General features: G+C 61.9%; 23 protein-coding genes, 4 tRNA genes and 1 riboswitch. Of the genes, 12 read left to right on the top strand and 15 right to left on the bottom strand.

The features are described 5' to 3' along the window. Positions 1-73: 73 nt before the first annotated feature. Entirely contained in the window at positions 74-388 is a 315-nt protein-coding gene (locus tag ACKLLE_RS04415) for a helix-turn-helix domain-containing protein (protein ID WP_009397077.1), read from the bottom strand. A 242-nt stretch (positions 389-630) separates the two neighbouring features. On the opposite strand from ACKLLE_RS04415, the gene ACKLLE_RS04410 reads away from it, so the two are divergent. After that, complete coding sequence (locus ACKLLE_RS04410) at positions 631-2,340, top strand: putative bifunctional diguanylate cyclase/phosphodiesterase (protein WP_420056993.1); 1,710 nt, start codon at positions 631-633, stop codon at positions 2,338-2,340. A gap of 103 nt (positions 2,341-2,443) precedes the next feature. Here ACKLLE_RS04410 and ACKLLE_RS04405 read toward each other — a convergent pair whose 3' ends face one another. The 11 genes from ACKLLE_RS04405 to folD all read right to left on the bottom strand — a co-directional run bounded on the left by ACKLLE_RS04405 (position 2,444) and on the right by folD (position 13,063). Further along, positions 2,444-2,938 (bottom strand): Lrp/AsnC family transcriptional regulator, encoded by a 495-nt coding sequence (locus tag ACKLLE_RS04405; RefSeq protein ID WP_009403806.1) that lies wholly within the window; start codon positions 2,936-2,938, stop codon positions 2,444-2,446. 12 nt (positions 2,939-2,950) lie between these two features. Next, on the bottom strand, positions 2,951-3,775 hold the full coding sequence (locus tag ACKLLE_RS04400; RefSeq protein ID WP_240500597.1) for an ABC transporter ATP-binding protein: 825 nt from the start codon (positions 3,773-3,775) through the stop codon (positions 2,951-2,953). A 3-nt stretch (positions 3,776-3,778) separates the two neighbouring features. Continuing rightward, positions 3,779-4,492, bottom strand: coding sequence for an ABC transporter permease (locus ACKLLE_RS04395; protein ID WP_420056992.1), 714 nt, complete (start codon positions 4,490-4,492; stop codon positions 3,779-3,781). After that, positions 4,489-5,199: an ABC transporter permease gene (locus tag ACKLLE_RS04390; RefSeq protein WP_009403812.1), complete on the bottom strand. Its 711-nt coding sequence runs from the start codon at positions 5,197-5,199 to the stop codon at positions 4,489-4,491. Before ACKLLE_RS04390 ends, ACKLLE_RS04395 begins: the two co-directional genes overlap by 4 nt. An 83-nt stretch (positions 5,200-5,282) precedes the next feature. Next, positions 5,283-6,062 carry an ABC transporter substrate-binding protein gene (locus ACKLLE_RS04385; protein ID WP_420056991.1) on the bottom strand — a complete coding sequence of 260 codons (780 nt, stop codon included), beginning with the start codon at positions 6,060-6,062 and terminating at the stop codon, positions 5,283-5,285. A 268-nt stretch (positions 6,063-6,330) separates the two neighbouring features. Further along, entirely contained in the window at positions 6,331-7,377 is a 1,047-nt protein-coding gene (locus ACKLLE_RS04380) for an ornithine cyclodeaminase (RefSeq protein WP_420056990.1), read from the bottom strand. Positions 7,378-7,405: 28 nt separating this feature from the next. After that, the gene (ctlX, locus tag ACKLLE_RS04375) at positions 7,406-8,323 is read right to left on the bottom strand and encodes a citrulline utilization hydrolase CtlX (RefSeq protein ID WP_064301783.1); all 918 of its coding nucleotides are present in this window, start codon (positions 8,321-8,323) and stop codon (positions 7,406-7,408) included. Positions 8,324-8,456: 133 nt separating this feature from the next. Then, entirely contained in the window at positions 8,457-9,374 is a 918-nt protein-coding gene (locus ACKLLE_RS04370) for an ABC transporter substrate-binding protein (protein ID WP_420056989.1), read from the bottom strand. Then, complete coding sequence (locus ACKLLE_RS04365; RefSeq protein ID WP_420056988.1) at positions 9,371-9,721, bottom strand: (2Fe-2S) ferredoxin domain-containing protein; 351 nt, start codon at positions 9,719-9,721, stop codon at positions 9,371-9,373. The genes ACKLLE_RS04370 and ACKLLE_RS04365 overlap by 4 nt, the downstream gene beginning before the upstream one ends. A 140-nt stretch (positions 9,722-9,861) precedes the next feature. Then, complete coding sequence (locus tag ACKLLE_RS04360) at positions 9,862-11,796, bottom strand: TonB-dependent receptor plug domain-containing protein (protein WP_420056987.1); 1,935 nt, start codon at positions 11,794-11,796, stop codon at positions 9,862-9,864. Between the two features lie 118 nt (positions 11,797-11,914). Further along, a riboswitch (cobalamin riboswitch) is annotated at positions 11,915-12,116 on the bottom strand. A gap of 92 nt (positions 12,117-12,208) precedes the next feature. Further along, positions 12,209-13,063 (bottom strand): bifunctional methylenetetrahydrofolate dehydrogenase/methenyltetrahydrofolate cyclohydrolase FolD, encoded by an 855-nt coding sequence (gene folD / locus ACKLLE_RS04355; protein ID WP_009403826.1) that lies wholly within the window; start codon positions 13,061-13,063, stop codon positions 12,209-12,211. Between the two features lie 280 nt (positions 13,064-13,343). On the opposite strand from folD, the gene ACKLLE_RS04350 reads away from it, so the two are divergent. From ACKLLE_RS04350 to ACKLLE_RS04335, 4 genes are all read left to right on the top strand, one after another. Further along, positions 13,344-13,420 (top strand) — tRNA-Arg (locus tag ACKLLE_RS04350). Between the two features lie 43 nt (positions 13,421-13,463). Next, positions 13,464-13,539 (top strand) — tRNA-His (locus ACKLLE_RS04345). A gap of 53 nt (positions 13,540-13,592) precedes the next feature. After that, a tRNA-Leu gene (locus ACKLLE_RS04340) sits at positions 13,593-13,677 on the top strand. Between the two features lie 71 nt (positions 13,678-13,748). After that, a tRNA-His gene (locus ACKLLE_RS04335) sits at positions 13,749-13,824 on the top strand. Between the two features lie 188 nt (positions 13,825-14,012). On the opposite strand, the gene ACKLLE_RS04330 is transcribed toward ACKLLE_RS04335, so the two are convergent. Further along, complete coding sequence (locus tag ACKLLE_RS04330) at positions 14,013-14,255, bottom strand: hypothetical protein (protein WP_420056986.1); 243 nt, start codon at positions 14,253-14,255, stop codon at positions 14,013-14,015. 337 nt (positions 14,256-14,592) lie between these two features. Here ACKLLE_RS04330 and ACKLLE_RS04325 point away from each other — a divergent pair, with 337 nt between their 5' ends. The 7 genes from ACKLLE_RS04325 to ACKLLE_RS04295 all read left to right on the top strand — a co-directional run bounded on the left by ACKLLE_RS04325 (position 14,593) and on the right by ACKLLE_RS04295 (position 23,583). Then, on the top strand, positions 14,593-14,898 hold the full coding sequence (locus ACKLLE_RS04325; protein WP_420056985.1) for a DUF6388 family protein: 306 nt from the start codon (positions 14,593-14,595) through the stop codon (positions 14,896-14,898). A gap of 225 nt (positions 14,899-15,123) precedes the next feature. Next, positions 15,124-16,437 carry a trigger factor gene (gene tig, locus ACKLLE_RS04320; RefSeq protein WP_420056984.1) on the top strand — a complete coding sequence of 438 codons (1,314 nt, stop codon included), beginning with the start codon at positions 15,124-15,126 and terminating at the stop codon, positions 16,435-16,437. Positions 16,438-16,528: 91 nt separating this feature from the next. Next, a complete protein-coding gene (clpP, locus tag ACKLLE_RS04315; protein WP_009400269.1) occupies positions 16,529-17,170 on the top strand; it encodes an ATP-dependent Clp endopeptidase proteolytic subunit ClpP in 642 nt (213 codons plus the stop codon). Positions 17,171-17,278: 108 nt separating this feature from the next. Further along, entirely contained in the window at positions 17,279-18,562 is a 1,284-nt protein-coding gene (gene clpX / locus ACKLLE_RS04310; RefSeq protein ID WP_009400267.1) for an ATP-dependent Clp protease ATP-binding subunit ClpX, read from the top strand. Positions 18,563-18,711: 149 nt separating this feature from the next. After that, the gene (gene lon / locus ACKLLE_RS04305; protein ID WP_009400265.1) at positions 18,712-21,108 is read left to right on the top strand and encodes an endopeptidase La; all 2,397 of its coding nucleotides are present in this window, start codon (positions 18,712-18,714) and stop codon (positions 21,106-21,108) included. A gap of 138 nt (positions 21,109-21,246) precedes the next feature. Then, positions 21,247-21,519 carry an HU family DNA-binding protein gene (locus ACKLLE_RS04300; protein WP_009400264.1) on the top strand — a complete coding sequence of 91 codons (273 nt, stop codon included), beginning with the start codon at positions 21,247-21,249 and terminating at the stop codon, positions 21,517-21,519. Positions 21,520-21,711: 192 nt separating this feature from the next. Further along, the gene (locus tag ACKLLE_RS04295; RefSeq protein WP_064301777.1) at positions 21,712-23,583 is read left to right on the top strand and encodes a SurA N-terminal domain-containing protein; all 1,872 of its coding nucleotides are present in this window, start codon (positions 21,712-21,714) and stop codon (positions 23,581-23,583) included. A 209-nt stretch (positions 23,584-23,792) separates the two neighbouring features. On the opposite strand, the gene fabI is transcribed toward ACKLLE_RS04295, so the two are convergent. After that, a complete protein-coding gene (fabI, locus tag ACKLLE_RS04290; protein WP_009400262.1) occupies positions 23,793-24,587 on the bottom strand; it encodes an enoyl-ACP reductase FabI in 795 nt (264 codons plus the stop codon). Positions 24,588-24,600: 13 nt separating this feature from the next. Continuing rightward, positions 24,601-26,217, bottom strand: coding sequence for an ABC transporter ATP-binding protein (locus tag ACKLLE_RS04285; protein WP_009400261.1), 1,617 nt, complete (start codon positions 26,215-26,217; stop codon positions 24,601-24,603). Between the last annotated feature and the right edge of the window lies 1 nt (position 26,218).

Here is a 26,218-nt window from a genome sequence, read left to right as displayed (position 1 = left end):
ACCGGTCTGACCAGTAAAGGCGTATTGATATTGCATTTCCAAGGTGCGAACCATTCCGTCGCGATGCCTGCCGTCAGTTGTCCGAGAGCGCCTGATCGACAGCGGCGATCAGTTTGCTCAGGTCCTGGCGCGGGGCTTTGTGGATGACACCGAACAGATAGGCGCGTTGTTCTTCTTCGCTATCAAGATCGGTAAAGAAGGCGGTGAGTTTGACGCCCAGAATGCGGGCAAAAATGACAAGGGTTTCGACGCTGGGGGTGTAGGTGCCGGTTTCGAAGCGGCTTATGGTCTTGGGGTCGAACCCGGCTCTCTCCCCCAATTCCGCCTGGGTAAGCCCGGCCACCTTGCGATAGCGTCTGATGGCAGACCCCAAACTTGAAATTTCCATCGCTCAATTCCCTTTTAGAATCAAGAACTTAACGACAAATAATTTTAAAGGACAACCTCTGGTGCCATCACCTTGGATTGCAAAAGGTGATGCTTCTCGTAGAATTTGCTCCCTGGACAGGTTTTCCCGCAGCGGGCTTCGGTGAGAACAACCCGTGTATTTCTGCGGCTCATGGAGCTTTATCGTGCGTTCCAAGTTGCCAATCACTGCCGCGCAGCAGACGTCCTATGTCGGGGTGGCCCATGGGTGAGGGCTACCGTACTGCCGTGGACGCCGCGGCGATCTTCTCCGAGACCGACCTCGACGGGCGTATCACCTACGTCAACGAGCAGTTCTGTGCCATATCCGGCTACAGCCGGGAAGAGCTGCTGGGTGCCGACCACCGTATCCTCAAGTCCGGCCAGCATGGCCCTGAGGTGTTCAGGGACATGTGGCGGGCCCTGACCGCCGGCGAGGTATGGAAGGGCGAGCTGTGCAACCGGGCCAAGGACGGTTCGCTGTTCTGGGTCGACAGCACCATCGTGCCGCTGTTCGACCGCGACACTGGCGAGCTGCGCAAATACGCCTCGATCCGCTTCGATGTCACGCACAAGCGGCAGATGCTGCACAGCCTGGAATGGCGGGTAGGGCATGATCCGCTGACCGGCCTGCCCAACCGTTCCTGCATCGGCGAACTGCTCGAAGCAACGCTGCAGCGTGCGCGCATGGCGAAAACCTCGCTGGCGGTGTGCATGCTCGATCTCGACGGTTTCAAGGCGGTCAACGATGGTTATGGCCATGACAGCGGCGACCTGCTGCTGGTGGAGGTGGCGCGGCGCCTTAAGCGTTTCCTCGACCCCGGCGATGCCCTGGCGCGTTTGTCCGGCGACGAGTTCGTGCTGATCCTCGGTGACCGTCACGGGCCACCCTGCCTGCAGGACAGCCTTGACCGGATCCTCCGTACCCTGGCCGAGCCCTGCATGATCCGCGGGCGCTCCATCAGCGTCAGCGCCAGCATCGGCGTGACCCGCTTCCCCCATGACGACGATGATGCCGACACCCTGCTGCGCCACGCCGATCAGGCCATGTACCTGGCCAAGCAGCGCGGGCGTAATCGCTACCACCTGTTCGACGTGTCGCTGGACAAGGAGGTCAAGGCCACCCACCAGACCGTCGAACAGGTGCGCCATGCCCTGCATCACGGCGACCTGTCGCTGCACTACCAGCCCAAGGTCAACATGCGCAGTGGCACGGTGGTCGGGTTCGAGGCGCTGCTGCGCTGGCACCATCCACTGCGCGGCGTGGTACCGCCGGGGGATTTCCTGCCGTTGGTAGAGCGTACCGACCTGATCGTCGATATAGGCGAGTGGGTGATCGATCGCGCCCTGGCGCAGATGCAGCAATGGCAGGCGCAGGGCTGCCACTGGCCGGTGAGCGTGAACATCGCAGCGCGGCATTTCCAGCGCGATGATTTCGTCGTGCGCCTGCAACGCCTGCTGGCACGGCATGCCTCGGTGGCGCCGCAGATGCTCGACCTGGAGATCGTCGAATCGGTGGCGATCGAGAATCTCCAGCGGGTCAGCGATTGCCTGCAGGCCTGCCAGCGCCTCGGCGTGCGCTTCTCGCTGGACGATTTCGGCACCGGCTATTCGTCGCTCAGCTACCTCAAGCGGCTGCCGACCCAGACCATGAAGATCGACAAATCCTTTATCCAGGACATTCTGCATGACCAGGACGACCTGGCCCTGACCCGTGCGGTGATCGGCCTGGCCCGGGAGTTCGACCGGCAGGTGATTGCCGAAGGCGTGGAGACCGTGGCCCATGGCGAATTGCTGATGGACCTGGGCTGCGACATCGCCCAGGGCTACGGCATTGCCCGACCGATGCCGGCGTGGCAGGTGGTGGAATGGGTGGAGGGGTACCGGCAGCCGCAGGAGTGGCAGGTCAAGGCTCTCGGGGCGCAGTTATGCTGATGGCCCTATCGCTGGCAAGCCAGCTCCCACAGGGATCGCGTACACCGCAGAACCTGCGGGAGCTGGCTTGCCAGCGATAGGGCCGGTACAGGCACTGCAAGATCTACAGCTGTGGCGCGGTGTTCTTGACCACCGCCAGCTCCGGATGGGCCACCAGCTTGTCGATATGCAATTCGTCGTTGTTCATCCAGGTCTCGGTCAGCACCCGGTAATGCTCCATGTCGCGGCAGCGCATGCGCAGGCTGTAGTCGAAGTGCCCGCTGATCAGCTGGCAGTCGAAGACCTGCGGACAGGCCCTGACACAGGCCTCGAAGGCTTTCTGCGCCGAACGCCCGCTCTGGTTCGACAACGCCACCAGCACCAGCAAGGACAACCCCGGCGAAACCATCTGCACGTCGATGATCGCCCCGTAGCCGCGAATCACCCCGCGCCGCTCCAGCTTGCGCACCCGCTCCAGGCAAGGCCGGGGCGTCAGGTGCACCAGGGTCGAGAGCTTTTCGTAGGTGATCCGGCCGTTATGCCGCAATACATCGATGATCGCTTCGTCGATGCGGTCCAGCGGCGGGTTGGCATGGGTCGGGTTGGCCTTGGTATCCATGGTGGCGTTGTTTCACTTCAAGCGGTTGGAAAGAAATTGCTGCAGGCGCTCGCTTTGCGGCTGGTCGAGGATGCTCGCGCTTCCCTGTTCCTCGACGCGCCCCTGATGCAGGAACAGCACCTGGCTGGACACCTGGCGGGCAAAGCCCATCTCGTGGGTGACCATCAGCATGGTACGACCTTCCTCGGCCAGCGTCTGTATGACCTTTAGGACTTCTCCCACAAGCTCTGGATCAAGAGCTGATGTCGGTTCGTCGAACAGGATGATTTCCGGCTCCATCGCCAGGGCCCGGGCGATCGCTACCCTTTGCTGCTGGCCGCCGGAAAGGAAGGCCGGGTACTGGTCGGCGACCCGGGCGGGCAGGCCGACCTTGTCCAGGTAGGCGCGCGCCCGGGCCTCGGCTTCATGCCGGGTGATACCCAGCACCCGGCGCGGGGCGAGGGTGATGTTCTCCAGCACGGTCATATGGCTCCACAGGTTGAAATGCTGGAAGACCATGGCCAGGCGCGTGCGCAGGTTTTGCAGTTGTGCCGGATTCGGGCCGCGGCCCTGACGCAGTTCGATGGTCTGGCCATCGAGGGTGATGGCGCCGGCTTCCGGTTGTTCGAGGAAGTTGATGCAGCGCAGCATGGTGCTCTTGCCCGAGCCGCTGGCGCCGATCAGGCTGATCACGTCGCCCTTGCGCGCCTGCAGCGAGACGCCCTTGAGCACCTGGTGATCGCCATAACTTTTGTGCAGCGCGTCCACCGTCAGCTTGATCGCGGCGCTGTTCAAAGCGGCCCTCGGTTGAGCAGTGAAGTCGGGTTGAATCGACAAGGCGTGTGCGGAAGTGGTCATGGGTCAGCCTCGGGAAGGAACGAGAAAACGCATCCAGCGGCGTTCGGCCAGGCGCAACAGCCCGACCAGCGCAAAGGACAGCAGCATGTACAGCAGTGCGGCGATACCGAAGGCCTGGAAGGTGAGGAAGGTCGCGGCATTGGCGTCGCGGGCCACCTTGAGGATGTCGGCGATGGTCGCGGTGAAGGCCAGGGACGTGGCATGCAGCATCAGGATCAGTTCGTTGCCGTAGGACGGCAGCGAACGGCGCAGCGCCGCCGGCAGGACCACGAACAGGTTCAGCTTCCAGCCATGCAGCCCGTAGGCCTGGGCCGCCTCGATCTCGCCATGGGAAATGTTGCGGATGGCCCCGGCGAAGATCTCCACGGTGTAGGCGCAGGTGTTCAGGACGAAGGCCAGCAGGGTGCAGTTCAGCGCGTTGCGGAAGAAGCGGTCGAGCATCTCGTGATCGCGCACTACCTCCAGGCCGTACAACCCGGTGTAGCAGATCAGCAACTGGATGTAGAGCGGCGTGCCGCGGAACAGCCAGGTGTAGAACTCCACCGGCCAGCGCAGCCACGGCCTGCGCGAGACCCGGGCCAGGGCCAGCGGCAGTGACAGCAGGAAGCCGACGATCATGGTGACGACGAACAGCCACAGGGTCATGGCCAGCCCGGAAAGCCCGGCACCGTCGCTGTACAGGTAGGCCAGGCCATAGTCCTGGATCAGTTCGATCATGATGCGAGCCCTTTGATGCCAGTGTTGTAGCGTCGCTCCAGACGCTTCATCAGGCGGTTGGAGAGTGTGGTGATGAGCAGGTAGACCAGCCCGGCGATGATCAGGAAGTACAGGACGTTATTGGTGCTCTTGCCGGCGTTCTGCGCGGCCTTGACCAGGTCGGCGAGGCCGATGATCGAGACCAGCGCGGTGGACTTGAGCAGCACCAGCCAGTTGTTGCCCAGGCCCGGCAGGGCGAAGCGCATCAGTTGCGGGAACAGCACCAGGCGAAAACGCTGGGCGCGGCTCAGGCCGTAGGCGGTGGCCGCTTCCAGTTGTCCGGCAGGCACGCTGAGGATGGCGCCGCGGAAGTTCTCGGTGAAATAGGCGCCATAGATGAAGCCAAGGGTCAGGACGCCGGCGGCGAACGGGTCGATCTCGACGTAGCCCCAGCCCATCCACTCGGTGAAGTCGTTGAGCCAGATCTGGAAGGTGTAGAAGATCAGCAGGATCAGTACCAGGTCCGGGACGCTGCGGATCAGGGTGGTGTAGAGCGTGGCGGGAATGCGCAGCAGGCTCAGGGTGGAGAGCTTGGCGCTGGCGCCGATCAGGCCCAGCAGCAGGCTCAGGCCGAGGGACAGGAAGGCCAGTTTCAGGGTCATCCAGGTCCCTTGCGCCAACAGCGGGCCGAAACCCTGCAGGCTGACAGAGTGAAGGAAGTCGTTCACGGGAAAGTCTCGTTGGGCGTTGGACGTTGGGCTTGGGCGTGCCGGTGACCTGGGCGCCGGGCCCGGGTCACCGCCCGGGCGGGTCACTCGTTGTAGATGTCCAGGTCGCCGACATACTTGCGCTGGATCCTGGCGAAGGTGCCATCGGCGAGCACGGCAGCGATGCCTTTGTTCAGCAGATCCCGCAGCTCGGTATCGTTCTTGCGCACGCCCATGGCGATGTCCAGCGGCAGCGTCGGGTCCTTGATCGCCGGGCCGCTCTGGAAGCCGGCGCCTTCGGGCTTGCTCAGGAAGTTGAGCTGGGCTTCCAGCTTGTCGGTGACAGTGGCATCGAGGCGGCCATTGACCAGGTCGGCGTAGTTCTGGTCCTGGGCCTGGTACGCCTTGACCTGCACGCCCAGCGGCGCCAGTTTGGCGCGGGCGTAGGCTTCCTGCAGCGAGCCCTGCAATACGCCCACCGACTTGCCCTTGAGCGACTCGGGTGTGTCGCCGAAGTCGGCACCCTTGCGCACGATCACCGAGGTCGGGCTGAGGAACAGGCGGTCGCTGAAGTCGATCTGTTTCTGCCGCGCCGGGGTGACCGCCATGGACGACATGATGGCGTCGAACTTGCGTGCGCGCAGGGCGGGGATCATGCCGTCGAACTCGTTGTGCACCCAGGTGCACTTGACTTCCAGCTTGGCGCAGATGGCATCGCCCAGCTCGATGTCGAAACCTTGCAGGCTGCCGTCGGCGGCGACGGACTCGAAGGGTGGATATTCGGGGAAGACGCCGAAGCGGATTTCCTTCCATTCCTGGGCCTGGGCCGCGCTGGTGCAGAGGGTCAGGAGGAGCGCGCCGAGGTGTTTGCGCAGTGAGGTCATGTGTGGGTTCCCTGTGTTTTGTTGTTGATGTAGGGCGGTGGAAAATCTTCGTGGTTATGAGCCGTGCGGTCGTACGGTGACTCTTTGGTCAGGGACTCAGGATGCGTGATGGCAGCGGATTTTTTGTGTCGTAAAGGCGGGCGCCGACTGCCGGAATACGCTGTTAGCGGCGCGCGCGGCAGCCGATCCTGTCGAGGTGCCTCCTGTTTAGGCTTTGGCGCAGCGTTTTCCGATCCGCCGTGGTGCTGCCACGGCGGATCCGTTGGGTTCAGGCGCGTTTTTTCTGCGCTTCGCTGACTGACGGCTGAAGCAGGGCGTAGAGGTCTTTCGGATTGTCCAGATCCGGCACCAGTTCGATCTCGCTGCCGATGTCCAGGGCCCTGGCCATATCCAGCACATAGCGCAGCGCCGAGTAGTCCTCGATGGCGAAGCCGACGGAGTCGAACAGGGTCACCTGGCCTGCCGATTCGCGGCCCTTGACCTGCCCGTTGACCACCTGCCAGAACTCGGTCACCGGCGAATCGGCCGGCATCTGCTGGATCTCGCCTTCGATGCGGCTTTGCGGCTCGTACTCGACGATCACCCGGGAGCGTTCGACGATGTCGCGGTGCAGCTCGGTCTTGCCCGGGCAATCACCGCCGACCGCATTGAGGTGCATGCCGGGTTCGATCATTTCCGGGGTCAGGATGGTGGCGTAGGCCTTGTCGGCCGTGACGGTGGTGACGATATCGGCGCCGCGTACCGCCTCGGCCACCGACCGGGCCAGGACCAGGCGGATGCCCGGGTAGCCGGCAAGGTTGGCGGCCAGCTTGGCGGTGGCTTGCGGGTCGAGGTCGTACAGGCGGATTTCCTCGATGCCGAGCAGGGCGTGGAAGGCGATGGCCTGGAATTCGCTCTGCGAGCCATTGCCGATCAGCGCCATGCTGCGGCTGTCCGGACGGGCCAGGTAGCGTGCGGCCAGGGCCGAGGTGGCAGCGGTGCGCAGCGCCGTGGTCAGGGTCATCTCGCTGAGCAGCAGGGGCTTGCCGGTGTCGACGTCACCCAGGGCGCCGAAGGCCATGACGGTGAGCATGCCGTTGCGGGTGTTCTTCGGGTGGCCGTTGACGTACTTGAACGCGTACAGGTTGGCGTCGGAGGCCGGCATCAGCTCGATCACGCCGTCCGGCGAATGGTTGGCCACCCGCGCGCACTTTTCGAAGTCGTGCCAGCGCAGGTAGTCCTGGCGGATGTACTCGGCCATTTGTTCCAGGCAGGTGGTCAGGCCCTTGCGGGCCACCAGGTGGCTGAGGTCGGTCACGTCGATATAGCGGGTCATGATGGCTTCCTTTTTCTTGGCGTCGGTTTCAGTTGCGAACGGGCAGGTGCACTTCGGCGAGCATGCAGCGCGCGCTGCCGCCACCGATGCGTTCGATATGGTCGATATTCACTACCACCGGGCGGCTGTGGCGCTCGGCCTGTCGGCGCTGCGCCGGGTTCAGCGAGTTCCAGGCACTGCGCGACATCACCAGCAGCGGCTGGCCATGCTTGTCATGGACTTCGAGCATGTTGCCGGCGAAGCCTTCGAGCTGGTCGAAGTCCAGGGCGAGGATGTCCTTGCCGGTATCGCGCAGGCTGCGTTCCAGGGTGTAGCGTTCGGCGGCGTTGGGCAGGGCGTCGAGGCAGACCACGGCGAGCTGGCGACCGACGCTCATCATCACGTTGCTGTGGTAGATCGGTGCCTGCTGGCGATCGACGGCGTGGAACACGCAAAGGCGATAATCGAGGCGTTCGGCGAACTCGCGCAGGGCCTCGCCGTGGGTGCGCCCGGAGTGGCAGGCATAACTGATGCGGTGTTCGCGGTCGAGAACCATGCTGCCGGTACCTTCGAGGAAGATATCCGCTTGCTCCAGCGGGCTGAGGTCGATGGTGGTACGAATGGCGAAGCGTTCGTCGAGTGCACGCAGCACGCCCTTGTCCCGTTCCAGGCGGCGGTTGCGGCCTTCCATCGGGTAGAGCACCAGGCTGCCGTCGGCGTGGCTGCTCCACCAGTTGTTGGGAAAGATCGAGTCCGGGGTATGGGGTGCCGGGGTGTCCTGCACCACCAGCACTTCGACGCCGTGCTGGCGCAGGGTATCGACATAGCCGTCGAACTCCTCCAGCGCTTTGTCTTGAGCGCTGTCGGCGTCCAGCAGCGGTTTCTGGAAATGGTTGTCGCGGGCGGTATCCGGGTTGAAGGCGAATCGCGCCGGGCGGATCATCAGGACCGTATTTGTTGTTTGCATCGGGCACGCATCCAGGTGTTGGCGATGCGGACATTGTCCTCCCGATGGCGCTGCAATCCCGGCTGAAGCCTATGAAGTGCCCAGCCGGGAAAGCTGAAAGCGGCGATTTTGCAGCCGAATCGGCTGTCGGTTATCAGTGGTTGATCCTTGCCAGTTCACGGGCCAGGTGCAGGGCCGTGCGGGCACTGTGTTCGCCGGCGACCAGATGGGTGAACGGCACGTCGATCATGCGCTTTTCCCTGACCGCCCGCAGGCGGGAAAGGGCCGGGTGACCGGCCAGGTACGCGCGTTTGGCAGCGGCGGTGGACCAGACGGCATCTGCCAGCAGCAGGACATCCGGGTCCAGTTGCAGCAGGGTTTCGGCGTCCACGGTGACGCGCCTCAGGTCGAGATCGGCGAGGACGTTGCGCCCGCCGGCGCTGGCGATCAGCTCGCTGACGAAACCCTGCTTGCCTTCGCTGTCGAGACCGCGGGTTTCGCTGTCCAGGTAGAAGACCTTGAGTGCCGGGTGTCCATCGGCGAGCTGCTGCGCTGCCTTCAGGTCGGCTTGCTGCCGGGCGATCAGGCGTTCGGCCTGGGGCATGCGCTCAAGTAGCCGGCCGAGGGTGCGCAGGTCCTGTTCGATGGCCTGGAAACCGCTCGCGCTGGGCTTTTCCGGGCAGGCATTTTCCAGCAGGTAGCTGGCGATGCCGTGGCGGGCCAGGTCGCGACGTGGGCCTACGCCATCGCGGAAGGCACTTTGGAAACCACCGATCACCAGATCGTAGCGCCCGGCATACAACACTTCCGGCGAGGGATATTTGTGCGACAGCAGCGGCACACCGCGATAGTGATTGGCGGCCAGGGCGCTGGCGTCGTCATCTATATAGCTCACCGCCGCCAGGGCCGGACCGGCTTCCAGGGCCAGGACCATGTCGGCTGCGTGCTGGTTGAGGGCGAGGATGCGCTGGGGCGGTGACTGGCGCAGGGCCCAGTCTTCGCCGCAGTTGCGGTAGTCGAGGGCCTGGGCGCTGGTGCCCAGCAGCAGGGCGAGCCAGAGGCTGTGTTTCATTGGGTACCTCGCTCGAGCAGCAGGTCCTTGACCGGTCGCCCGCCGACCAGATGCTCGCGGGCAAAGCGCCGGGCGTCCTCGTGGCTGGCGATGCGGTACCAGCAACGGTCCGGATAGACCGTGGCGATAGGCCCGAGGTTGCAGGGGAATTGGCAATGGGTGCGGGTCAGCAGCACGCCGTTTTTCGTCTCGATCCGGTCGGCGGCGAGCAGCTCGTTGCGTACCGTCTTCCACACCTTCAGCGCCCCGCGCAGGGTACAGCGCGGGCCGGTGCAGAGCATGACGTGGCGGGCATGTTCGGGGATATGCGACCAGTCGGGGTGGGTGGGTATGTCCTGTTCGTTCATGGTGTTTCCTTGGTAAAGCATCGCTGGCAAGCCAGCTCCCACAGGTTCAGCACAAAGTTTGAGACCTGTGCAGTACCTGTGGGAGCTGGCTTGTCGGACCGCCGCACCGCAGCGATGAGGCCATCAGTCACAGCACAAAATCAGAAGCTGTAGGTGTACCGCGCTTCAGCCGTAAACGGCCTTCCCAGGTTCCCCACCCGACGCGACCCGCTGTCCATGCTGGTGGTGTAGTCCCGGTCCAGCAGGTTCTCCAGCAACAGGGCCAGGCGATGCTGGCGCTGGAGATCGAGATACCGATAAGCGTCGGCATCCACCACGCTGTAGTGCCCGTAGTCGATCCCCCGCGGGCTTTCCACGCTGCCGATATAGCGGATCGCCGCACCGGCGCCCCACATACGGTCGGCGGACTCGTAGCCGACCCGGCTGCGGGCGAAGAACCCGGGGATGTTGTTGATGGTGGCGCCGTTACGCGATTCGCTCAGGTTGCGCGTCATGTCCGCCTGCAACTGCCAGCGATCGTCGAGCTGCACCTTGCCGTCGAGTTCGAAGCCGCGCACGGTGATTTCGCCGTCGCCGTTGACCCACTGGGTATCGACGAGGGTGATCAGGTCCTCGATGCGCCGGTGGAACAGCGTACCGCTGACACGCCATGGCTGGCCGTTGTGCAGGTTGCTGTAGTCCAGGCCGAGTTCGGCGTTGCGGCTTTTCTCCGGCTTGAGGTTGGGGTTGCCCATCTCGTCGCCGGGCTCGTTGACGTACAACTGCTCGGCGTTGGGCAACTTGTAGGCCGAGCCGAACTGGCCGCGCAGCTTGAGGTTGTCGGTCAGGTCGTACAGCGAGGTGAACATGCCCACGGTGGCGCTGTCGCCACCGCTCAGGTGCTCGCGGCGCACACCGATGCTGGGATGCCAGTCGGGCAGGGCGGCAATCTCGGGGCGCAGTTGCAGATAGAGGGCGTGGGCCTCGGCCTGGTTCTGGTCGATCTTCAAGACATCGTCCTTGCCCTTGAACCACTGGTTGTCGCTGCCGAACACCAGGGTGTGGCCGCCGGGCAGCACGGCTTCTCCCTCGGCCTGCACGCCCCAGTCGCTGAAGCCCCAGTAGTCGTTGTGGTTCTTCACTTCGATGCCGCCGACGCTGGTGTTGTAGACCCGGTTGTAGCGGGTGTCCCAGTCGTTCATGTGGCCTTTGACGAAGTAGCTGAAGTGCTCGTTCAGATGCTGCTGGAAGGTGGCCGTGGCGATCTGCTGGACACGGTCGTTGGTGGTGTTGCGGTTGGCATCGGGGCGCAGGAAGTCGAGGCTGGCCGCGCTGTACTGATAGAACAGTTCCAGGCGGCTGTCGTCGCCGAAACCCTGGGTGGCCTTGGCCCCGAAGGTGTTGACCTCGTAGCTGCGCTTGCGGTCGCTGACCGTTGCGCTGATGGCGCTGCTGCGGTAGGGCTGGTAGCCCTCGGAAATGTTGTGGCTGACATAGGCCAGCAGGCCAAGGTCGCCGAAGCCGTTGCTGAGGATTCGCTCGATACGGGCATCGCCATTGCGTCCGGCGAAGCTGCCCACGCCCAGGTTGACCTGGCCCGAGGCCTCCCGGGACCGCGCATTGCGCGTAACGATATTGATCACTCCGGACACCGCCTGGGTGCCGAACAACAGGCTCTGGCTGCCCTTGAGCACCTCGATGCGTTCGATGGCCGCGGCGGGCAGGGTATCGATGTAGATACCGCCGTAGAGGCGATTGTTCAGGCGTACACCGTCGAGCATGATCAGGGTGTCGTCGTTGCGCCCGCCCAGCAGCGAATAGGTGCCGTAGTCGAAAGGCCCCTGCTTGGGCGCAACATACAGGCCGGGGACGAACATCTGCAGGACGCGGGTGATATCGGCGCTGGGGCCGGCGCGTTCGATCTGCTCGCGCTCCACCACTTCGATCTTGCTGCCATAGCGGGCCATCTGCGCGATGGTGTCGGATTCCACCGCAGGTGCCGAGACGATTTGCCGATCGAGTTCCAGCGTCGTCGCAAGGGCGCCGCCGTTGCCGCCGAGGAGGCAGCCGATCAGGGGGATGTACCGTGTATTCATTGACTTCTCGAAAAGGACTTTTCGGGAAGCGCACAGGAGGGAGCTGGCGAGCGCGCGCCAGTCTACCGGCTCGTGCCCGCCCACCGCAGGTTTGCCAAATGACTGACGCATCCGTTCTTCAGTCGTGATGCTCCAGGCCGGTCTCCGGGCTTGCGGGTATCGAAGCGCTTCGCCTTCCCATGCGTCTGCACAGTGGCCTGTTGAATGCTTCACTCGCTTACCGTTGCGGGGGCAGCGCCGGACTTGTCCTCAAGGACGCACCGGCTTCCCGTTTCACCTGCCGCGCGGCGGCGGCAGACACCTGAAACGGGCGGCATCTGACCATCGGGATGACCGTTCGTCAACCTGCGCTTTTCGCCCGGGCATAAAAAACGGCACCGCGCGGGGTGCCGTTTTCATTCGCGCGGGCAGGTTACTTGTGCAGTTCTTCCGCGGCGTACAGGGTGTTTTCCAGCAGGCAGGCGCGGGTCATCGGGCCCACGCCGCCCGGCACCGGAGTGATCCAGCCGGCGCGGGGCAGGGCGGTCTCGTAGACCACGTCGCCGACCAGCTTGCCATCTTCCTGGCGATTGATGCCGACGTCGATGACGATGGCGCCTTCCTTGATCCATTCACCCTTGACCAGGCCCGGCTTGCCGGCAGCCACCACCACCAGGTCGGCACGGCCGACGTGGCCGGCGAGGTCCTTGGTGAAGCGATGGGTAACGGTGACGGTGCAGCCGGCCAGCAGCAGTTCCATGGCCATCGGGCGACCGACGATGTTGGAAGCGCCGACAACCACGGCGTTCATGCCGTAGAGGTCCTGCCCGGTGCTTTGCAGCAGGGTCATGATGCCTTTCGGGGTGCACGGGCGCAGCAGCGGAATGCGCTGGGCCAGGCGGCCGATGTTGTAGGGGTGGAAACCGTCGACGTCCTTGTCCGGGCGGATGCGCTCCAGCAGCAGGGAGGCGTCGAGGTGGGCCGGCAACGGCAGTTGCAGGAGGATGCCGTCGATGTTCGCGTCGTCGTTGAGGCGATCGATCAGGTCGGTCAGTTCCTGCTGGCTGGTGCTGCTGGGCAGGTCGAAGGCTTGCGAGATGAAGCCGACTTCCTCGCAGTCCTTGCGCTTGTGCGAAACGTAGACTTGGGAAGCCGGGTCGGTGCCAACCAGGATCACCGCCAGGCCGGGGGTGCGCAGCCCTTGCTGGCGACGTTCAACGACACGTTGGGCGATCTGCTGGCGCAGGCTGGCGGCGATCGCCTTGCCGTCGATAAGTTGTGCAGTCATGACGGGTGATTAACCATCGAGAGAAAAAAAGAGCGCGCATTCTCTCATGAGCCGCGCGCAGGGCAAAGGCGCTTGGTCCGGCAAATAGCCTAAGCCCTTCAATAAAATGAATTTTTTTGAGAAATCTGTTGACGCTATTTCAGTGCGTCTATAAGATGCGCCTCACTTGTCGGGCAGGGCCTAGCACTGGTTAGCAAGGTCGGGCAGAATAAGCGAATTTTGGCTTGTTCGGTACGGCCGAAAGTTAATTTGTAATCGCAAGCGAAAGCAGATTAAATGTGCGCCCGTAGCTCAGCTGGATAGAGCATCCGCCTTCTAAGCGGATGGTCGCAGGTTCGAGTCCTGCCGGGTGCGCCAATCAAAGGCAGCTTTGGCACAAGTAAAAGCAGCATGCAATATGGTGGGCGTAGCTCAGTTGGTAGAGCGCAGGATTGTGATTCCTGTGGTCGAGGGTTCGATTCCCTTCGTCCACCCCATATTCCAGAAGGCGCCTGATGAAAGTCTGGCGCCTTTGCTTTAAATGCTTCACGCGGACGTGGTGAAATTGGTAGACACACTGGATTTAGGTTCCAGCGGCGCAAGCTGTAAGAGTTCGAGTCTCTTCGTCCGCACCATTCAAGCTTTTCCCGTCGCACGTGAAGTGGGAAGGCCGGCAACACCGCGCTGAGAAGCGCATACAGCTATGGTGGGCGTAGCTCAGTTGGTAGAGCGCAGGATTGTGATTCCTGTGGTCGAGGGTTCGATTCCCTTCGTCCACCCCATATTTTGAAAGGCGCCTGGTGAATAACCAGGCGCCTTTTTATTTTTTTTGGGGCGGAGGCGTGTGGGGCGGGTTCGAGATCATTCGGTCAGCCTGGCCATTTCATCGCTGGTCAAGCCGAGGTTTTCTTTGAGGCGAGCTAATTCTGCCGATGACGGCGGTGTGTAATGCTCCATGGTGGCCCCGGGGTCAGGTAAACAGATATTTGACTGTAAGCGCGGTGTTTGCTGCCACCGATCCCACCAGGGCTGAAGCGATGGCCAGCGGGTACCAGAAAGTCTCGCGTGTAAGCTTGCGCGACTCTGCCGCAAGTTTCGCGCTTTCGGCGGCGAGCTTGCCGGTCTCAGCGCTCAGCTTGACTGTTTCGGCCATGAGCTTGGCGATCTCGGCGTGAATCTTTTCGGCTTCGGTGCTCATGTCGGCTGTGGTCATCGATTCATCCTTCCGGGAGGCGGGTCGTACGGCACGCGCTGCTCTTGAAAAAGAGCATGTGCCCCAAAGGTGTGTGGCGCAAGCTGGTTGAACCTTCAGGATGCGGCTTGATCCGTGCTGGGTATTTTGCCTTTGGTTCCCCAGTGAGGGTCAAATCGGTACTCAATCCAAACGTTTCGGGGCTACGGCACATGGCCACTGGTGATGATCGGTGCGGTCCGAACTCGCTGGCGGGTGTCCTTCCGTTGGTGTGGGATGGCTGGTAACGCTCGAATAAAAGCTGATAGATTTCAGCGGGTTGATCAAGTGCCAGTGCCCTGGCAAGCAGGTAGTGAAGATGATTGCTAAAGAGTCCCGTCAGGCAGTTGCGCTGGAGCGCTTCGCCCAGGCCAACCCGCAGTTGCTGGCGGAAATCGCTGTGTTGAGCGACGTCGAGCAGCGGCAGCAGATCCAGTGGGCGTTCGAGGATGAGGCGCAGGCGCAGGGTATCGAGCCCTGGGAGTTGACGCTGCGGCTTGTCGCGGAGTCGCCTGAGGAGCTGCAGGTCATGCGTCTGGAGGTTCATCGCGAGGTGGCCGAGGCGCTGGGCATGAGTTGGGAAGAGTACTGCGACTTCAACGAGATCGACGGTCTCTCCGGCTGATCGCGGGTGGCTTGTCGATTGCTTTTCGGGTGGTGCAATGGCTCTGTCTCGCAGGTTGCAGTGCTGCGCTGGCGCCGCCCGGGCTTTTCTGAAAAATATTGAGAGCCGATGCTGTCCGTCTCCGGGTCGAACAGGGTGACTTCTGGTGTCTGAGCTACTAGAATGCTTGCCCTTGATTCTGGAGTCGGGTATCGCCGGCTAACGTCTGTGCAACGAGGAATATTCATGCAAGTTTCTGTTGAAAATACTTCCGCTCTCGAGCGTCGTATGACCATCGCCGTTCCGGCAGAGCGCGTCGAGACCGAAGTCAACAAGCGTCTGCAACAGACTGCCCGTCGCGCCAAGGTTCCAGGCTTCCGTCCTGGCAAGGTGCCTATGAGCGTGATCCGTCAGCGTTACGAAGACGCTGCCCGTCAGGAAGCGTTCGGTGATCTGGTCCAGGCTTCCTTCTACGAAGCCGTCGTCGAGCAGAGGCTGAACCCGGCCGGTGCTCCTGCCGTCGAGCCAAAGTCGTTCGAAAAAGGCAAGGACCTGGAATACGTTGCAATCTTCGAAGTGTTCCCCGAGTTCACCGTTTCCGGTTTCGAATCGATTGCCGTCGAGCGCCTGAGCGCTGACGTCAGTGACGCCGACCTGGACAACATGCTGGAAGTGCTGCGCAAGCAGAACACCCGTTTCGAAGCCACTGATCGCGCTGCCCAGAACGAAGACCAGCTGAACATCGATTTCGTTGGCAAGATCGACGGCGAAGCCTTCGCTGGCGGTTCTGCCAAGGGCACCCAGCTGGTTCTGGGCTCCGGCCGCATGATCCCTGGCTTCGAAGAAGGCCTGGTCGGCGCCAAGGCGGGTGAAGAGCGTGTTCTGACCCTGACCTTCCCCGAGGACTACCAGAACCTGGACCTGGCCGGCAAGGCCGCCGAGTTCACCGTTACCGTCAACAGCGTTTCCGAGCCGAAACTGCCTGAGCTGAACGAAGAGTTCTTCGCCCAGTTCGGCATCAAGGAAACCGGCATCGACGGCTTCCGCACCGAAGTTCGCAAGAACATGGAGCGCGAGCTGCGCCAGGCGATCAAGACCAAGGTAAAGAACCAGGTAATGGACGGCCTGCTGGCTGCCAACCCGATCGAAGTGCCGAAGGCCCTGCTGGAAAACGAAGTGAACCGTCTGCGCGTCCAGGCCGTTCAGCAATTCGGCGGCAACATCAAGCCTGAGCAACTGCCCGCCGAGCTGTTCGAAGAGCAAGCCAAGCGCCGCGTCGTGCTGGGCCTGATCGTCGCCGAGGTGGTCAAGCAGAACGAGCTGAAGCCTGACGAAGCCCGCGTTCGCGAACTGATCCAGGAAATGGCTTCGGCCTACCAGGAACCAGAGCAGGTCGTGGCCTGGTACTACAAGAACGACCAGCAACTGAACGAAGTTCGCTCGGTTGTGCTGGAAGAGCAAGTTGTAGATACTGTCCTGCAGAAAGCGACTGTGACCGACAAATCGGTCTCGTACGAAGAAGCCGTCAAGCCAGCACAGGCACCTGCCGCCGCTGAGTGATTTCCTCTCTTCGTAGGAAAACCCCACAAGCCAGCCTTCGCGCTGGCTTGTGCGTATTCAAGCCATGACTATTTGGGAGTGAGTGCAGGACATGTCCCGCAATTCTTATATTCAGCAGAGCTCTGACATCCAGGCCGCCGGTGGCCTGGTCCCGATGGTTATCGAGCAGTCCGCCCGTGGCGAACGCGCCTACGACATCTACTCGCGCCTGTTGAAGGAGCGCGTGATCTTCCTGGTCGGGCCGGTAGAAGACTACATGGCCAACCTGGTAGTGGCGCAACTGCTGTTCCTTGAAGCGGAAAACCCGGACAAGGATATCCATCTGTACATCAACTCCCCGGGCGGTTCGGTAACTGCCGGCATGTCGATCTACGACACCATGCAGTTCATCAAGCCGGACGTTTCCACCATCTGCATCGGCCAGGCCTGCAGCATGGGTGCGTTCCTGCTCGCTGCCGGTGCCGCTGGCAAGCGTCACTGCCTGCCTAATTCGCGGGTGATGATTCACCAGCCGTTGGGCGGCTTCCAGGGCCAGGCAACCGATATCGAGATCCATGCCCAGGAAATCCTCAACATCAAGTCGCGTCTGAACGAGCTGCTGGCACACCATACTGGCCAGGATCTCGAAACCATCAAGCGCGATACCGAACGTGACAACTTCATGAGCGCCCAGCGCGCGGCCGAGTACGGCCTGATCGACTCGGTATACGACAAGCGGCAACTGGCGTCCTGATCCTGGGTGCCAGAGCGGGCAGACGCGGAAAGCGCCTGCCTGCGGACTTGAAAAAGCCCGCAATTGCCTTCATCTTGTGTTGCAAGCCTACCGGATTGGATCGATCGAATGACTGACACCCGTAACGGCGAGGACAACGGCAAATTGCTCTATTGCTCCTTCTGCGGCAAAAGCCAGCATGAAGTGCGCAAGTTGATTGCCGGCCCCTCGGTATTTATCTGCGACGAGTGCGTCGACCTGTGCAATGACATCATCCGCGAGGAGGTGCAGGAAGCCCAGGCCGAGAGCAGCGCGCATAAATTGCCTTCGCCGAAAGAAATCAGCGCCATCCTTGACCAATATGTCATTGGCCAGGAGCGCGCGAAAAAGGTTCTGGCCGTAGCGGTGTACAACCACTACAAGCGCCTGAATCAACGCGACAAGAAAGGCGACGAAGTCGAACTTGGCAAGAGCAACATCCTGCTGATCGGGCCTACCGGCTCGGGCAAGACGCTGCTCGCCGAAACCCTCGCTCGCCTGCTCAACGTACCGTTCACCATTGCCGACGCCACGACGTTGACCGAAGCCGGCTACGTGGGCGAAGACGTCGAGAACATCATCCAGAAGCTGCTGCAGAAGTGCGACTACGATGTCGAGAAGGCCCAGATGGGCATTGTCTACATCGACGAAATCGACAAGATTTCGCGCAAATCGGACAACCCGTCGATCACTCGCGATGTTTCGGGCGAAGGCGTGCAGCAGGCGCTGTTGAAGCTGATCGAGGGCACCGTTGCCTCGGTGCCGCCGCAAGGTGGCCGCAAGCATCCCCAGCAGGAGTTCCTGCAGGTCGATACACGCAACATCCTGTTCATCTGTGGCGGTGCGTTCTCCGGCCTGGAGAAAGTCATCCAGCAGCGTTCCACCCGCGGCGGCATCGGCTTTGGCGCCGAAGTCCGGAGCAAGGAGGAGGGCAAGAAGGTTGGCGAATCGCTGCGTGAAGTCGAGCCGGACGATCTGGTCAAGTTTGGCCTGATTCCCGAGTTCGTCGGGCGCCTGCCGGTTCTGGCGACCCTCGATGAACTGGATGAAGCTGCATTGATGCAGATCCTCACCGAGCCGAAGAATGCCTTGACCAAACAATATGGCAAGCTGTTCGAAATGGAAGGCGTGGACCTTGAGTTCCGCAGTGATGCGCTGAAGTCGGTGGCCCGCAAGGCCCTCGAGCGCAAGACTGGCGCCCGTGGCCTGCGTTCCATCCTCGAAGGCATCCTGCTCGACACCATGTATGAAATTCCTTCGCAGAAGGATGTCAGCAAGGTGGTGATCGACGAGAGCGTCATCGATGGCACTTCCCAGCCGCTGCTCATCTACGAGAACAGCGAGCCGCCAGCCAAGGCGGCACCAGACGCCTGAGTCTTAGGCAGCGAAACCAGCAAGGGGCCTACGGGCCCCTTTGCTTTTCCTGTCGCAGAGCTTGTTTTTTTCCGGGGCTGCCCCCACATTAAGTCCAAGCTCAAATTTCCATCGGATTACGGCCACAGGGCCGCTGTAGAGGCGAAATCATGAAGACAACCCTCGACTTGCCTCTTTTGCCATTGCGCGATGTCGTTGTTTACCCGCACATGGTCATCCCGCTGTTCGTGGGGCGTGAAAAGTCCATCGAAGCCCTCGAGGCTGCGATGACCGGTGAGAAGCAAATCCTTTTGCTGGCTCAGAAGAATCCCGCTGACGACGATCCAGGCGAAGACGCCCTGTATCGGGTCGGCACCATCGCTACCGTCCTCCAGTTGCTGAAATTGCCCGATGGCACCGTCAAGGTGCTGGTCGAAGGTGAGCAGCGCGGTGCGGTCGAGCGCTTCGTCGAGGTCGAGGGCCACATTCGTGCCGAAGTCGCCCTGATCGAGGAGACCGAAGCGGCTGATCGCGAGTCCGAAGTGTTCGTGCGCAGCCTGCTGTCCCAGTTCGAGCAATACGTTCAGTTGGGCAAGAAGGTGCCCGCCGAGGTCCTGTCGTCCCTCAACAGCATCGATGAGCCTGGGCGCCTGGTGGATACCATGGCTGCGCACATGGCCCTGAAGATCGAGCAGAAGCAGGAAATCCTCGAGATCATCGATCTGGCCGCGCGCGTTGAGCATGTACTGGCCCTGCTGGATGCGGAAATCGACCTGCTGCAGGTCGAGAAGCGCATTCGCGGACGGGTCAAGAAGCAGATGGAGCGCAGCCAGCGCGAGTACTACCTGAACGAGCAGATGAAGGCCATTCAGAAGGAGCTCGGCGATGGCGACGAGGGGCATAACGAAGTCGAGGAACTGAAGAAGCGCCTCGAGGCTGCCGGCCTGCCGAAGGATGCCTATGCCAAGGCCCAGGCCGAGCTGAACAAGCTCAAGCAGATGTCGCCGATGTCGGCCGAGGCCACCGTGGTGCGCTCGTACCTCGATTGGCTGGTGCAGGTACCGTGGAAGGCGCAGAGCAAGGTACGCCTCGACCTGGCCAAGGCCGAGGAAATCCTCGATGCCGACCACTATGGCCTGGAAGAGGTCAAGGAGCGCATCCTCGAGTACCTCGCGGTGCAGAAGCGCGTCAAGAAGATCCGTGGCCCGGTACTGTGCCTGGTCGGCCCGCCTGGTGTGGGCAAGACGTCGCTGGCCGAATCCATCGCCAGCGCGACCAACCGCAAGTTCGTGCGCATGGCGCTCGGCGGTGTGCGTGACGAGGCCGAGATCCGTGGCCACCGACGTACCTATATCGGTTCCATGCCCGGTCGCCTGATCCAGAAAATGACCAAGGTGGGCGTGCGCAATCCGCTGTTCCTGCTCGACGAGATCGACAAGATGGGCAGCGACATGCGCGGTGACCCGGCCTCGGCGCTGCTCGAGGTACTGGATCCGGAGCAGAACCACAACTTCAACGATCACTACCTGGAGGTCGATTACGACCTGTCGGATGTGATGTTCCTCTGCACCTCCAACTCGATGAACATCCCGCCAGCGCTGCTGGACCGGATGGAAGTCATTCGTCTGCCGGGCTACACCGAGGACGAGAAGATCAATATCGCGGTCAAGTACCTGCTGCCGAAGCAGATCAAGGCCAATGGCCTGAAGAAGGGTGAGCTGGACGTTGAGGTCGCAACCATTCGCGACATCATCCGCTACTACACCCGTGAAGCCGGTGTGCGTGGCCTGGAGCGGCAGATCGCCAAGGTCTGCCGCAAGGTGGTCAAGGAGTACACGGGCCAGAAGCAGGCGCAGGTCAAGGTGGGTAGCGACCAGCTGGAGCATTTCCTCGGTGTGCGCAAGTTCCGCTACGGCCTGGCCGAGCAGCAGGACCAGGTGGGTCAGGTCACCGGCCTGGCCTGGACCCAGGTGGGCGGCGAATTGCTGACCATCGAGGCGGCGGTCATTCCGGGCAAGGGGCAGTTGATCAAGACCGGTTCCCTCGGCGATGTCATGGTCGAGTCCATTACAGCGGCGCAGACCGTGGTGCGCAGTCGTGCGCAAAGCCTTGGTATCCCGGCTGATTTCCATGAGAAGCGCGATACCCACATCCACATGCCGGAAGGGGCTACGCCCAAGGATGGTCCGAGTGCCGGTATCGGCATGTGCACCGCCCTGGTTTCTGCGTTGACGCAAATCCCGGTGCGTGCCGATGTGGCGATGACCGGCGAGATCACCCTGCGTGGGCAGGTGCTGGCAATCGGTGGCCTGAAGGAAAAATTGCTGGCCGCGCACCGTGGTGGAATCAAGACAGTGATCATTCCGGAAGAAAACGTGCGTGATCTGAAAGAGATTCCTGACAATATTAAGCAGGATCTTCAGATTAAGCCGGTTAAATGGATTGACGAAGTCCTCCAAATTGCGCTGCAATACGCCCCGGAGCCCTTGCCGGATGTGGCTCCCGAGATCGTTGCCAAGGATGAAAAACGCGACGTTGATTCCAAGGAACGAATCAGTACGCATTGAAAGTATTTAGCTGGGCGCCCCGTCCGACTGTTTTCCAGGTCCTTGCCATTAAAAGGCACTCAAGTGTCACGGGGCACTCGGCGTTGATTCAATTTACATAGTTAGAAATAAACTCAAATAGAAATAAGGGGACTTAGAGTGAACAAGTCGGAACTGATTGACGCTATCGCTGCAAATGCTGATATTCCAAAAGCTGCTGCCGGCCGTGCGCTGGACGCAGTCATCGAATCCATCACTGGTGCCCTGAAGGCCGGTGATTCCGTGGTTCTGGTAGGTTTCGGTACCTTCTCGGTCACCGACCGTCCTGCTCGTACAGGCCGCAACCCGCAAACTGGCAAGACGCTGGAAATCCCTGCCGCCAAGAAGCCTGGCTTCAAGGCTGGCAAGGCGCTGAAGGACGCGGTCAACTAAGTCGCCCTTTTCAGGCTTCAGCCTGGTCGGGCCGGTTCCCGCAACCGCGCCCGCCGGTGGGGCGGAAAGAATCACGAATTCGTCTGCTCCGCCCGTTACGAGAAGGCGCATCCCCGGATGCGCCTTTCTTCTATCAGGATTCTACCCACGCTCCGCGGTTGTGCAGCCGCCACAGCCGTTTCTGGGGGACGCATGCTGCAAAATATCAGGGACAATTCACAAGGTTGGATTGCCAAGACAATCATTGGTGTCATCGTGGTACTGATGGCGCTGACCGGCTTCGATGCCATCTTCCAGGCAGTCAGCCACAACCAGGATGCTGCCAAGGTCAATGGCGATACCATCAGCCAGAACGAGTTGAGTCAGGCCGTCGACACGCAACGTCGGCAACTGATGCAACGGCTGGGCAAGGACTTCGACCCCTCCCTGCTGGACGACAAGATGCTGCGCGAAGCGGCCTTGAAAGGCCTGATCGAGCGTCAGCTGCTGCTGCAGGGCGCACGTGATGCCAAATTCTCCTTCTCCGAGGCCGCTCTGGACCAGGTGATCCTGCAGACGCCCGAGTTCCAGGTGGACGGCAAGTTCAGCGCCGAACGTTTCGACCAGGTCATTCGCCAGTTGGGCTATGGCCGTATGCAGTTCCGTGAAATGCTGGCCCAGGAAATGCTCATCGGCCAGCTGCGCGCCGGTCTGGCTGGCAGCGGTTTCGTCACCGATGCGCAGGTTGACGCCTTCGCTCGCCTGGAAAAGCAGACCCGTGACTTCGCTTCGCTGACCTTCAAGGCGGACCCTGCGTCCGTCAATGTTACCGATGAACAGGTCAAGGCTCATTACGAGCAGCATGCCAAGGAATTCATGAGCCCCGATCAGGTCGTGATCGACTACATCGAGCTCAAGAAGGCCGCGTTCTTCGATCAGGTCAAGGTCGACGAGGACGCATTGCAGGCGCTGTACCAGAAGGAAATCGCCAACCTCGCCGAGCAGCGCCATGCTGCGCATATCCTGGTCGAGGTCAATGACAAGCAGGATGAAGCCCAGGCCAAGGCCCGCATCGAGGAAATCCAGCAGCGTCTGGCCAAGGGTGAAGACTTCGCCGCGCTGGCCAAGGAGTTCTCCCAGGATCCAGGCTCGGCCAGCAATGGCGGTGACCTTGGTTTCGCCGGCAAGGGTGTTTATGACCAGGCCTTCGAAGATGCGCTGTATGCGCTGAACAAGGACCAGGTGTCCGCTCCGGTGCGCACCGAGTTCGGCTTCCACCTGATCAAGCTGCTGGGCGTGCAGGCGCCTGAGGTCCCCACGTTCGCCAGCCTGAAGGACAAGCTTACCCGTGAGCTGAAGACCCAGCAGGTCGAGCAGCGCTTCGTGGAAGCGACCAAGCAACTGGAAGATTCGGCGTTCGAAGCGTCGGACCTGGCCCAGCCCGCCCAGGACCTCGGCCTGAAGGTGCAGACCTCCGCGCCGTTCGGTCGTGAGGGCGGTGACGGCATCACCGCCAACCGGCAGGTGATCCAGGCGGCGTTCAGCCCTGAAGTGCTGGACGAGGGGGCCAACAGCTCGGCCATCGAGCTGGATCCGGAGACCGTCGTGGTCGTACGCGCCAAGGAGCATCGCAAGCCGGCGCAACTGCCTCTGGAAGCCGTTGCCGGTCCTATCCGCGACCACCTGGCCCAGGAACAGGCCACCGCTGCCGTGAAGAGCAAGACCGATGCACTGGTAGCCGGGCTGCGTGATGGCAAGGTCGCCTATGCGCCCGTGCAGGACGGCCAGGCCTGGAAGGTCCAGGAAGCCGTGACCCGCATGCAGGAAGGCATAGATCCGACCGAGCTGCAGGCGCTGTTCCGCATGAGCAAGCCTGAAGCCAAGGACAAGCCGGTGTACTCCACGGTGACCCTGGCTGATGGCAGCGTCGTCGTCCTGCGCCTGAATGGTGTGAACGAGGGCAGCGCGGCCAGTGAGCAGGAGAAGGGCGAGTATCGCCGCTATCTGGCCTCGCGTGCCGGTCAGCAGGATTTCGCCGCCTACCGCAAGCAACTGGAAGCCAAGGCGGAGATCACTCGCTACTGAGTTGTCCCCCTGCAATGAAAAAGGCCGCGCAAGCGGCCTTTTTCATTGCTCCTTGAATCAGCTTTGTCTGTACTGGCCTCATCGCTGGCAAGCCAGCTCCCACAGGTTCGCGAAACCTGTGGGAGCTGGCTTGCCAGCGATGAGGCCCTCAAAAACACCAGGCAAAAGAAAAGGCCGCATCAGCGGCCTTTTCCTCGCTTCCCGAAGACTTACTCCGAGATATCACCCATGGCGGTGGTATTGAAGCCACCGTCCACGTACATGATTTCACCGCTGACACCCGACGCCAGGTCGGAGCAGAGGAAGGCGCCGGCGTTGCCGACTTCTTCGATGGTGACGTTGCGGCGCAGCGGGGTCTGGGCTTCGTTGGCGGCGAGCATCTTGCGGAAGCTCTTGATGCCGGAAGCAGCCAGGGTGCGGATCGGACCGGCGGAGATGGCGTTGACGCGGGTGCCTTCCGGGCCGAGGCTGCCGGCCAGGTAGCGAACGCCGGCTTCCAGGCTGGCCTTGGCCATGCCCATGACGTTGTAGTTCGGCATGGTGCGCTCGGCGCCCAGGTAGGACAGGGTCAGCAGGCTGCCGTTGCGGCCTTTCATCATTTCACGACCGGCCTTGGCCAGGGCCACGAAGCTGTAGGCGCTGATGTCGTGGGCGATGCGGAAACCTTCTCGGGTGGTCACTTCGGTGAAGTCGCCATCGAGCTGGTCGCCCGGGGCGAAGCCTACGGAGTGCACGATGCAGTCCAGGCCGTCCCACTTCTTGCCCAGCGCCTCGAAGACCTTGGCGATGTCGTCATCGTTGGCAACGTCGCAAGGGAAGCACAGCTCAGGGTTGGAGCCCCAGCCAGCGGCGAATTCTTCGACGCGGCCCTTGAGCTTTTCGTTCTGGTAGGTGAAGGCAAGTTCTGCACCCTCGCGATGCATGGCGGCAGCGATGCCGGATGCGATGGACAGTTTGCTGGCGACACCGACGATCAGTACGCGCTTACCGGCGAGAAAACCCATGTGTTGTTCCTCTTCAGGTTATATCGACAGCCGTGGGAGCCAGGAAAGCGGCCTCCAGCAGCTGCTGTGTATACGAATGTTGTGGTGCGGCGAAAATCTGCGCGGCCGGACCTTGCTCAACCACCTGGCCTTGCTTGACCACCATCAACTGGTGACTCAGCGCCTTGACCACCGCCAGGTCATGGCTGATGAACAGGTAGGTCAGGTTGTACTTGGTCTGCAGCGCGCGCAGCAGTTCCACCACCTGGCGCTGAACGGTGCGGTCGAGCGCCGAAGTGGGCTCGTCCAGCAGGATCAGCGCCGGTTTCAATACCAGTGCCCGGGCAATGGCAATCCGTTGTCGTTGGCCTCCGGAAAACTCGTGAGGGTAGCGGTGCCGGGTTTCCGGGTCCAGACCTACTTCCCTGAGCGCCTCCATGATGGCTTGTTCCTGTTCCGCCTCCGTGCCTATCCGATGAATGCGCAGGCCCTCTCCGACGATGTCGCTCACGCACATGCGCGGGCTGAGGCTGCCGAAGGGGTCCTGGAACACCACCTGCATCTCGCGTCGCAGCGGTCGCACCTGCTGCTGGCTCATGCCGTCCAGCCGCTGGTTCTCGAAGCGGATGACGCCCTGGCTGCCAATCAGCCGCAGGATGGCCAGGCCCAGCGTTGACTTGCCCGAGCCACTTTCACCGACGATGCCCAGGGTCTGGCCCTGGGGCAGGCTGAAGTTGATGCCGTCCACCGCCTTGACATGGTCCACGGTGCGGCGCAGCAGGCCTTTCTTGATCGGGAACCACACCCGCAGGTCTTCGACTTCCAGCAACGGCGCGCCTTCCGGGTTGCCGGCCGGCCCGCCGCTGGGCTCGGCGCCGAGCAGCATTTTCGTGTACGGATGCTGCGGAGCGCGGAACAATTCTTCACACGACGCCTGTTCGACGATGCAACCGCGCTGCATGACACATACGCGGTGTGCAATTCTTTTCACCAGGTTCAGATCGTGACTGATCAGTAACAGCGCCATGCCCAGCCTGGCCTGCAGGTTCTTGAGCAACTCAAGGATCTTCAACTGGACGGTAACGTCCAGCGCGGTGGTCGGTTCGTCGGCGATCAGCAGCTCCGGCTCGTTGGCCAGCGCCATGGCGATCATCACTCGCTGCCGCTGGCCGCCCGAGAGTTCATGGGGCAGGGCCTTGAGGCGCTTGACCGGGTCGGGAATGCCCACCAGTTCCAGCAGCTCCAGGGTCCGTGCGGTGGCTTCCTTGCCGCGCAGGCCCTTATGCAGCATCAGCACTTCGTTGATCTGCTTCTCGATGCTGTGCAGCGGGTTCAGCGACGTCATCGGCTCCTGGAAGATCATGGCGATGCGGTTGCCACGGATATGGCGCATCTTCTTCTCGTCCAGGTGCAGGAGGTCCTGGTTTTCGTAGCGGATGCTCCCGGCCGGGTGCTGTGCCAGCGGGTAGGGGAGCAGGCGCAGGATGGAGTGGGCGGTGACCGATTTGCCGGAGCCACTTTCGCCGACCAGGGCCAGGGTCTCGCCGCGGCGTATATCGAAGCTGACGTTTTCGACCACACGCTGCTGTTGCGCACCGCTGACGAATTCGACGGCAAGGTCGCGCACTTCGATCAAGGTGTCCTTGTTCATC

Origin of the sequence: Pseudomonas bharatica (assembly GCF_048586865.1) — a bacterium.
In the GTDB taxonomy this organism is placed as follows: Bacteria; Pseudomonadota; Gammaproteobacteria; order Pseudomonadales; family Pseudomonadaceae; genus Aquipseudomonas; species Aquipseudomonas bharatica.
Note: the sequence above shows the minus strand (reverse complement) of the source record. Positions and strands in the feature narration are given on the sequence as shown.

Coding starts and splice junctions, on each gene's coding strand:
- ACKLLE_RS04415 (WP_009397077.1), bottom strand. CDS start 388: ATGGAAATTTCAAGTTTGGGGTCTGCCATCAGACGCTATCGCAAGGTG.
- ACKLLE_RS04410 (WP_420056993.1), top strand. CDS start 631: ATGGGTGAGGGCTACCGTACTGCCGTGGACGCCGCGGCGATCTTCTCC.
- ACKLLE_RS04405 (WP_009403806.1), bottom strand. CDS start 2,938: ATGGATACCAAGGCCAACCCGACCCATGCCAACCCGCCGCTGGACCGC.
- ACKLLE_RS04400 (WP_240500597.1), bottom strand. CDS start 3,775: ATGACCACTTCCGCACACGCCTTGTCGATTCAACCCGACTTCACTGCT.
- ACKLLE_RS04395 (WP_420056992.1), bottom strand. CDS start 4,492: ATGATCGAACTGATCCAGGACTATGGCCTGGCCTACCTGTACAGCGAC.
- ACKLLE_RS04385 (WP_420056991.1), bottom strand. CDS start 6,062: ATGACCTCACTGCGCAAACACCTCGGCGCGCTCCTCCTGACCCTCTGC.
- ACKLLE_RS04380 (WP_420056990.1), bottom strand. CDS start 7,377: ATGACCCGCTATATCGACGTGACCGACCTCAGCCACCTGGTGGCCCGC.
- ctlX (WP_064301783.1), bottom strand. CDS start 8,323: ATGCAAACAACAAATACGGTCCTGATGATCCGCCCGGCGCGATTCGCC.
- ACKLLE_RS04370 (WP_420056989.1), bottom strand. CDS start 9,374: ATGAAACACAGCCTCTGGCTCGCCCTGCTGCTGGGCACCAGCGCCCAG.
- ACKLLE_RS04365 (WP_420056988.1), bottom strand. CDS start 9,721: ATGAACGAACAGGACATACCCACCCACCCCGACTGGTCGCATATCCCC.
- ACKLLE_RS04360 (WP_420056987.1), bottom strand. CDS start 11,796: ATGAATACACGGTACATCCCCCTGATCGGCTGCCTCCTCGGCGGCAAC.
- folD (WP_009403826.1), bottom strand. CDS start 13,063: ATGACTGCACAACTTATCGACGGCAAGGCGATCGCCGCCAGCCTGCGC.
- ACKLLE_RS04330 (WP_420056986.1), bottom strand. CDS start 14,255: ATGACCACAGCCGACATGAGCACCGAAGCCGAAAAGATTCACGCCGAG.
- ACKLLE_RS04325 (WP_420056985.1), top strand. CDS start 14,593: ATGATTGCTAAAGAGTCCCGTCAGGCAGTTGCGCTGGAGCGCTTCGCC.
- tig (WP_420056984.1), top strand. CDS start 15,124: ATGCAAGTTTCTGTTGAAAATACTTCCGCTCTCGAGCGTCGTATGACC.
- clpP (WP_009400269.1), top strand. CDS start 16,529: ATGTCCCGCAATTCTTATATTCAGCAGAGCTCTGACATCCAGGCCGCC.
- clpX (WP_009400267.1), top strand. CDS start 17,279: ATGACTGACACCCGTAACGGCGAGGACAACGGCAAATTGCTCTATTGC.
- lon (WP_009400265.1), top strand. CDS start 18,712: ATGAAGACAACCCTCGACTTGCCTCTTTTGCCATTGCGCGATGTCGTT.
- ACKLLE_RS04295 (WP_064301777.1), top strand. CDS start 21,712: ATGCTGCAAAATATCAGGGACAATTCACAAGGTTGGATTGCCAAGACA.
- fabI (WP_009400262.1), bottom strand. CDS start 24,587: ATGGGTTTTCTCGCCGGTAAGCGCGTACTGATCGTCGGTGTCGCCAGC.
- ACKLLE_RS04285 (WP_009400261.1), bottom strand. CDS start 26,217: ATGAACAAGGACACCTTGATCGAAGTGCGCGACCTTGCCGTCGAATTC.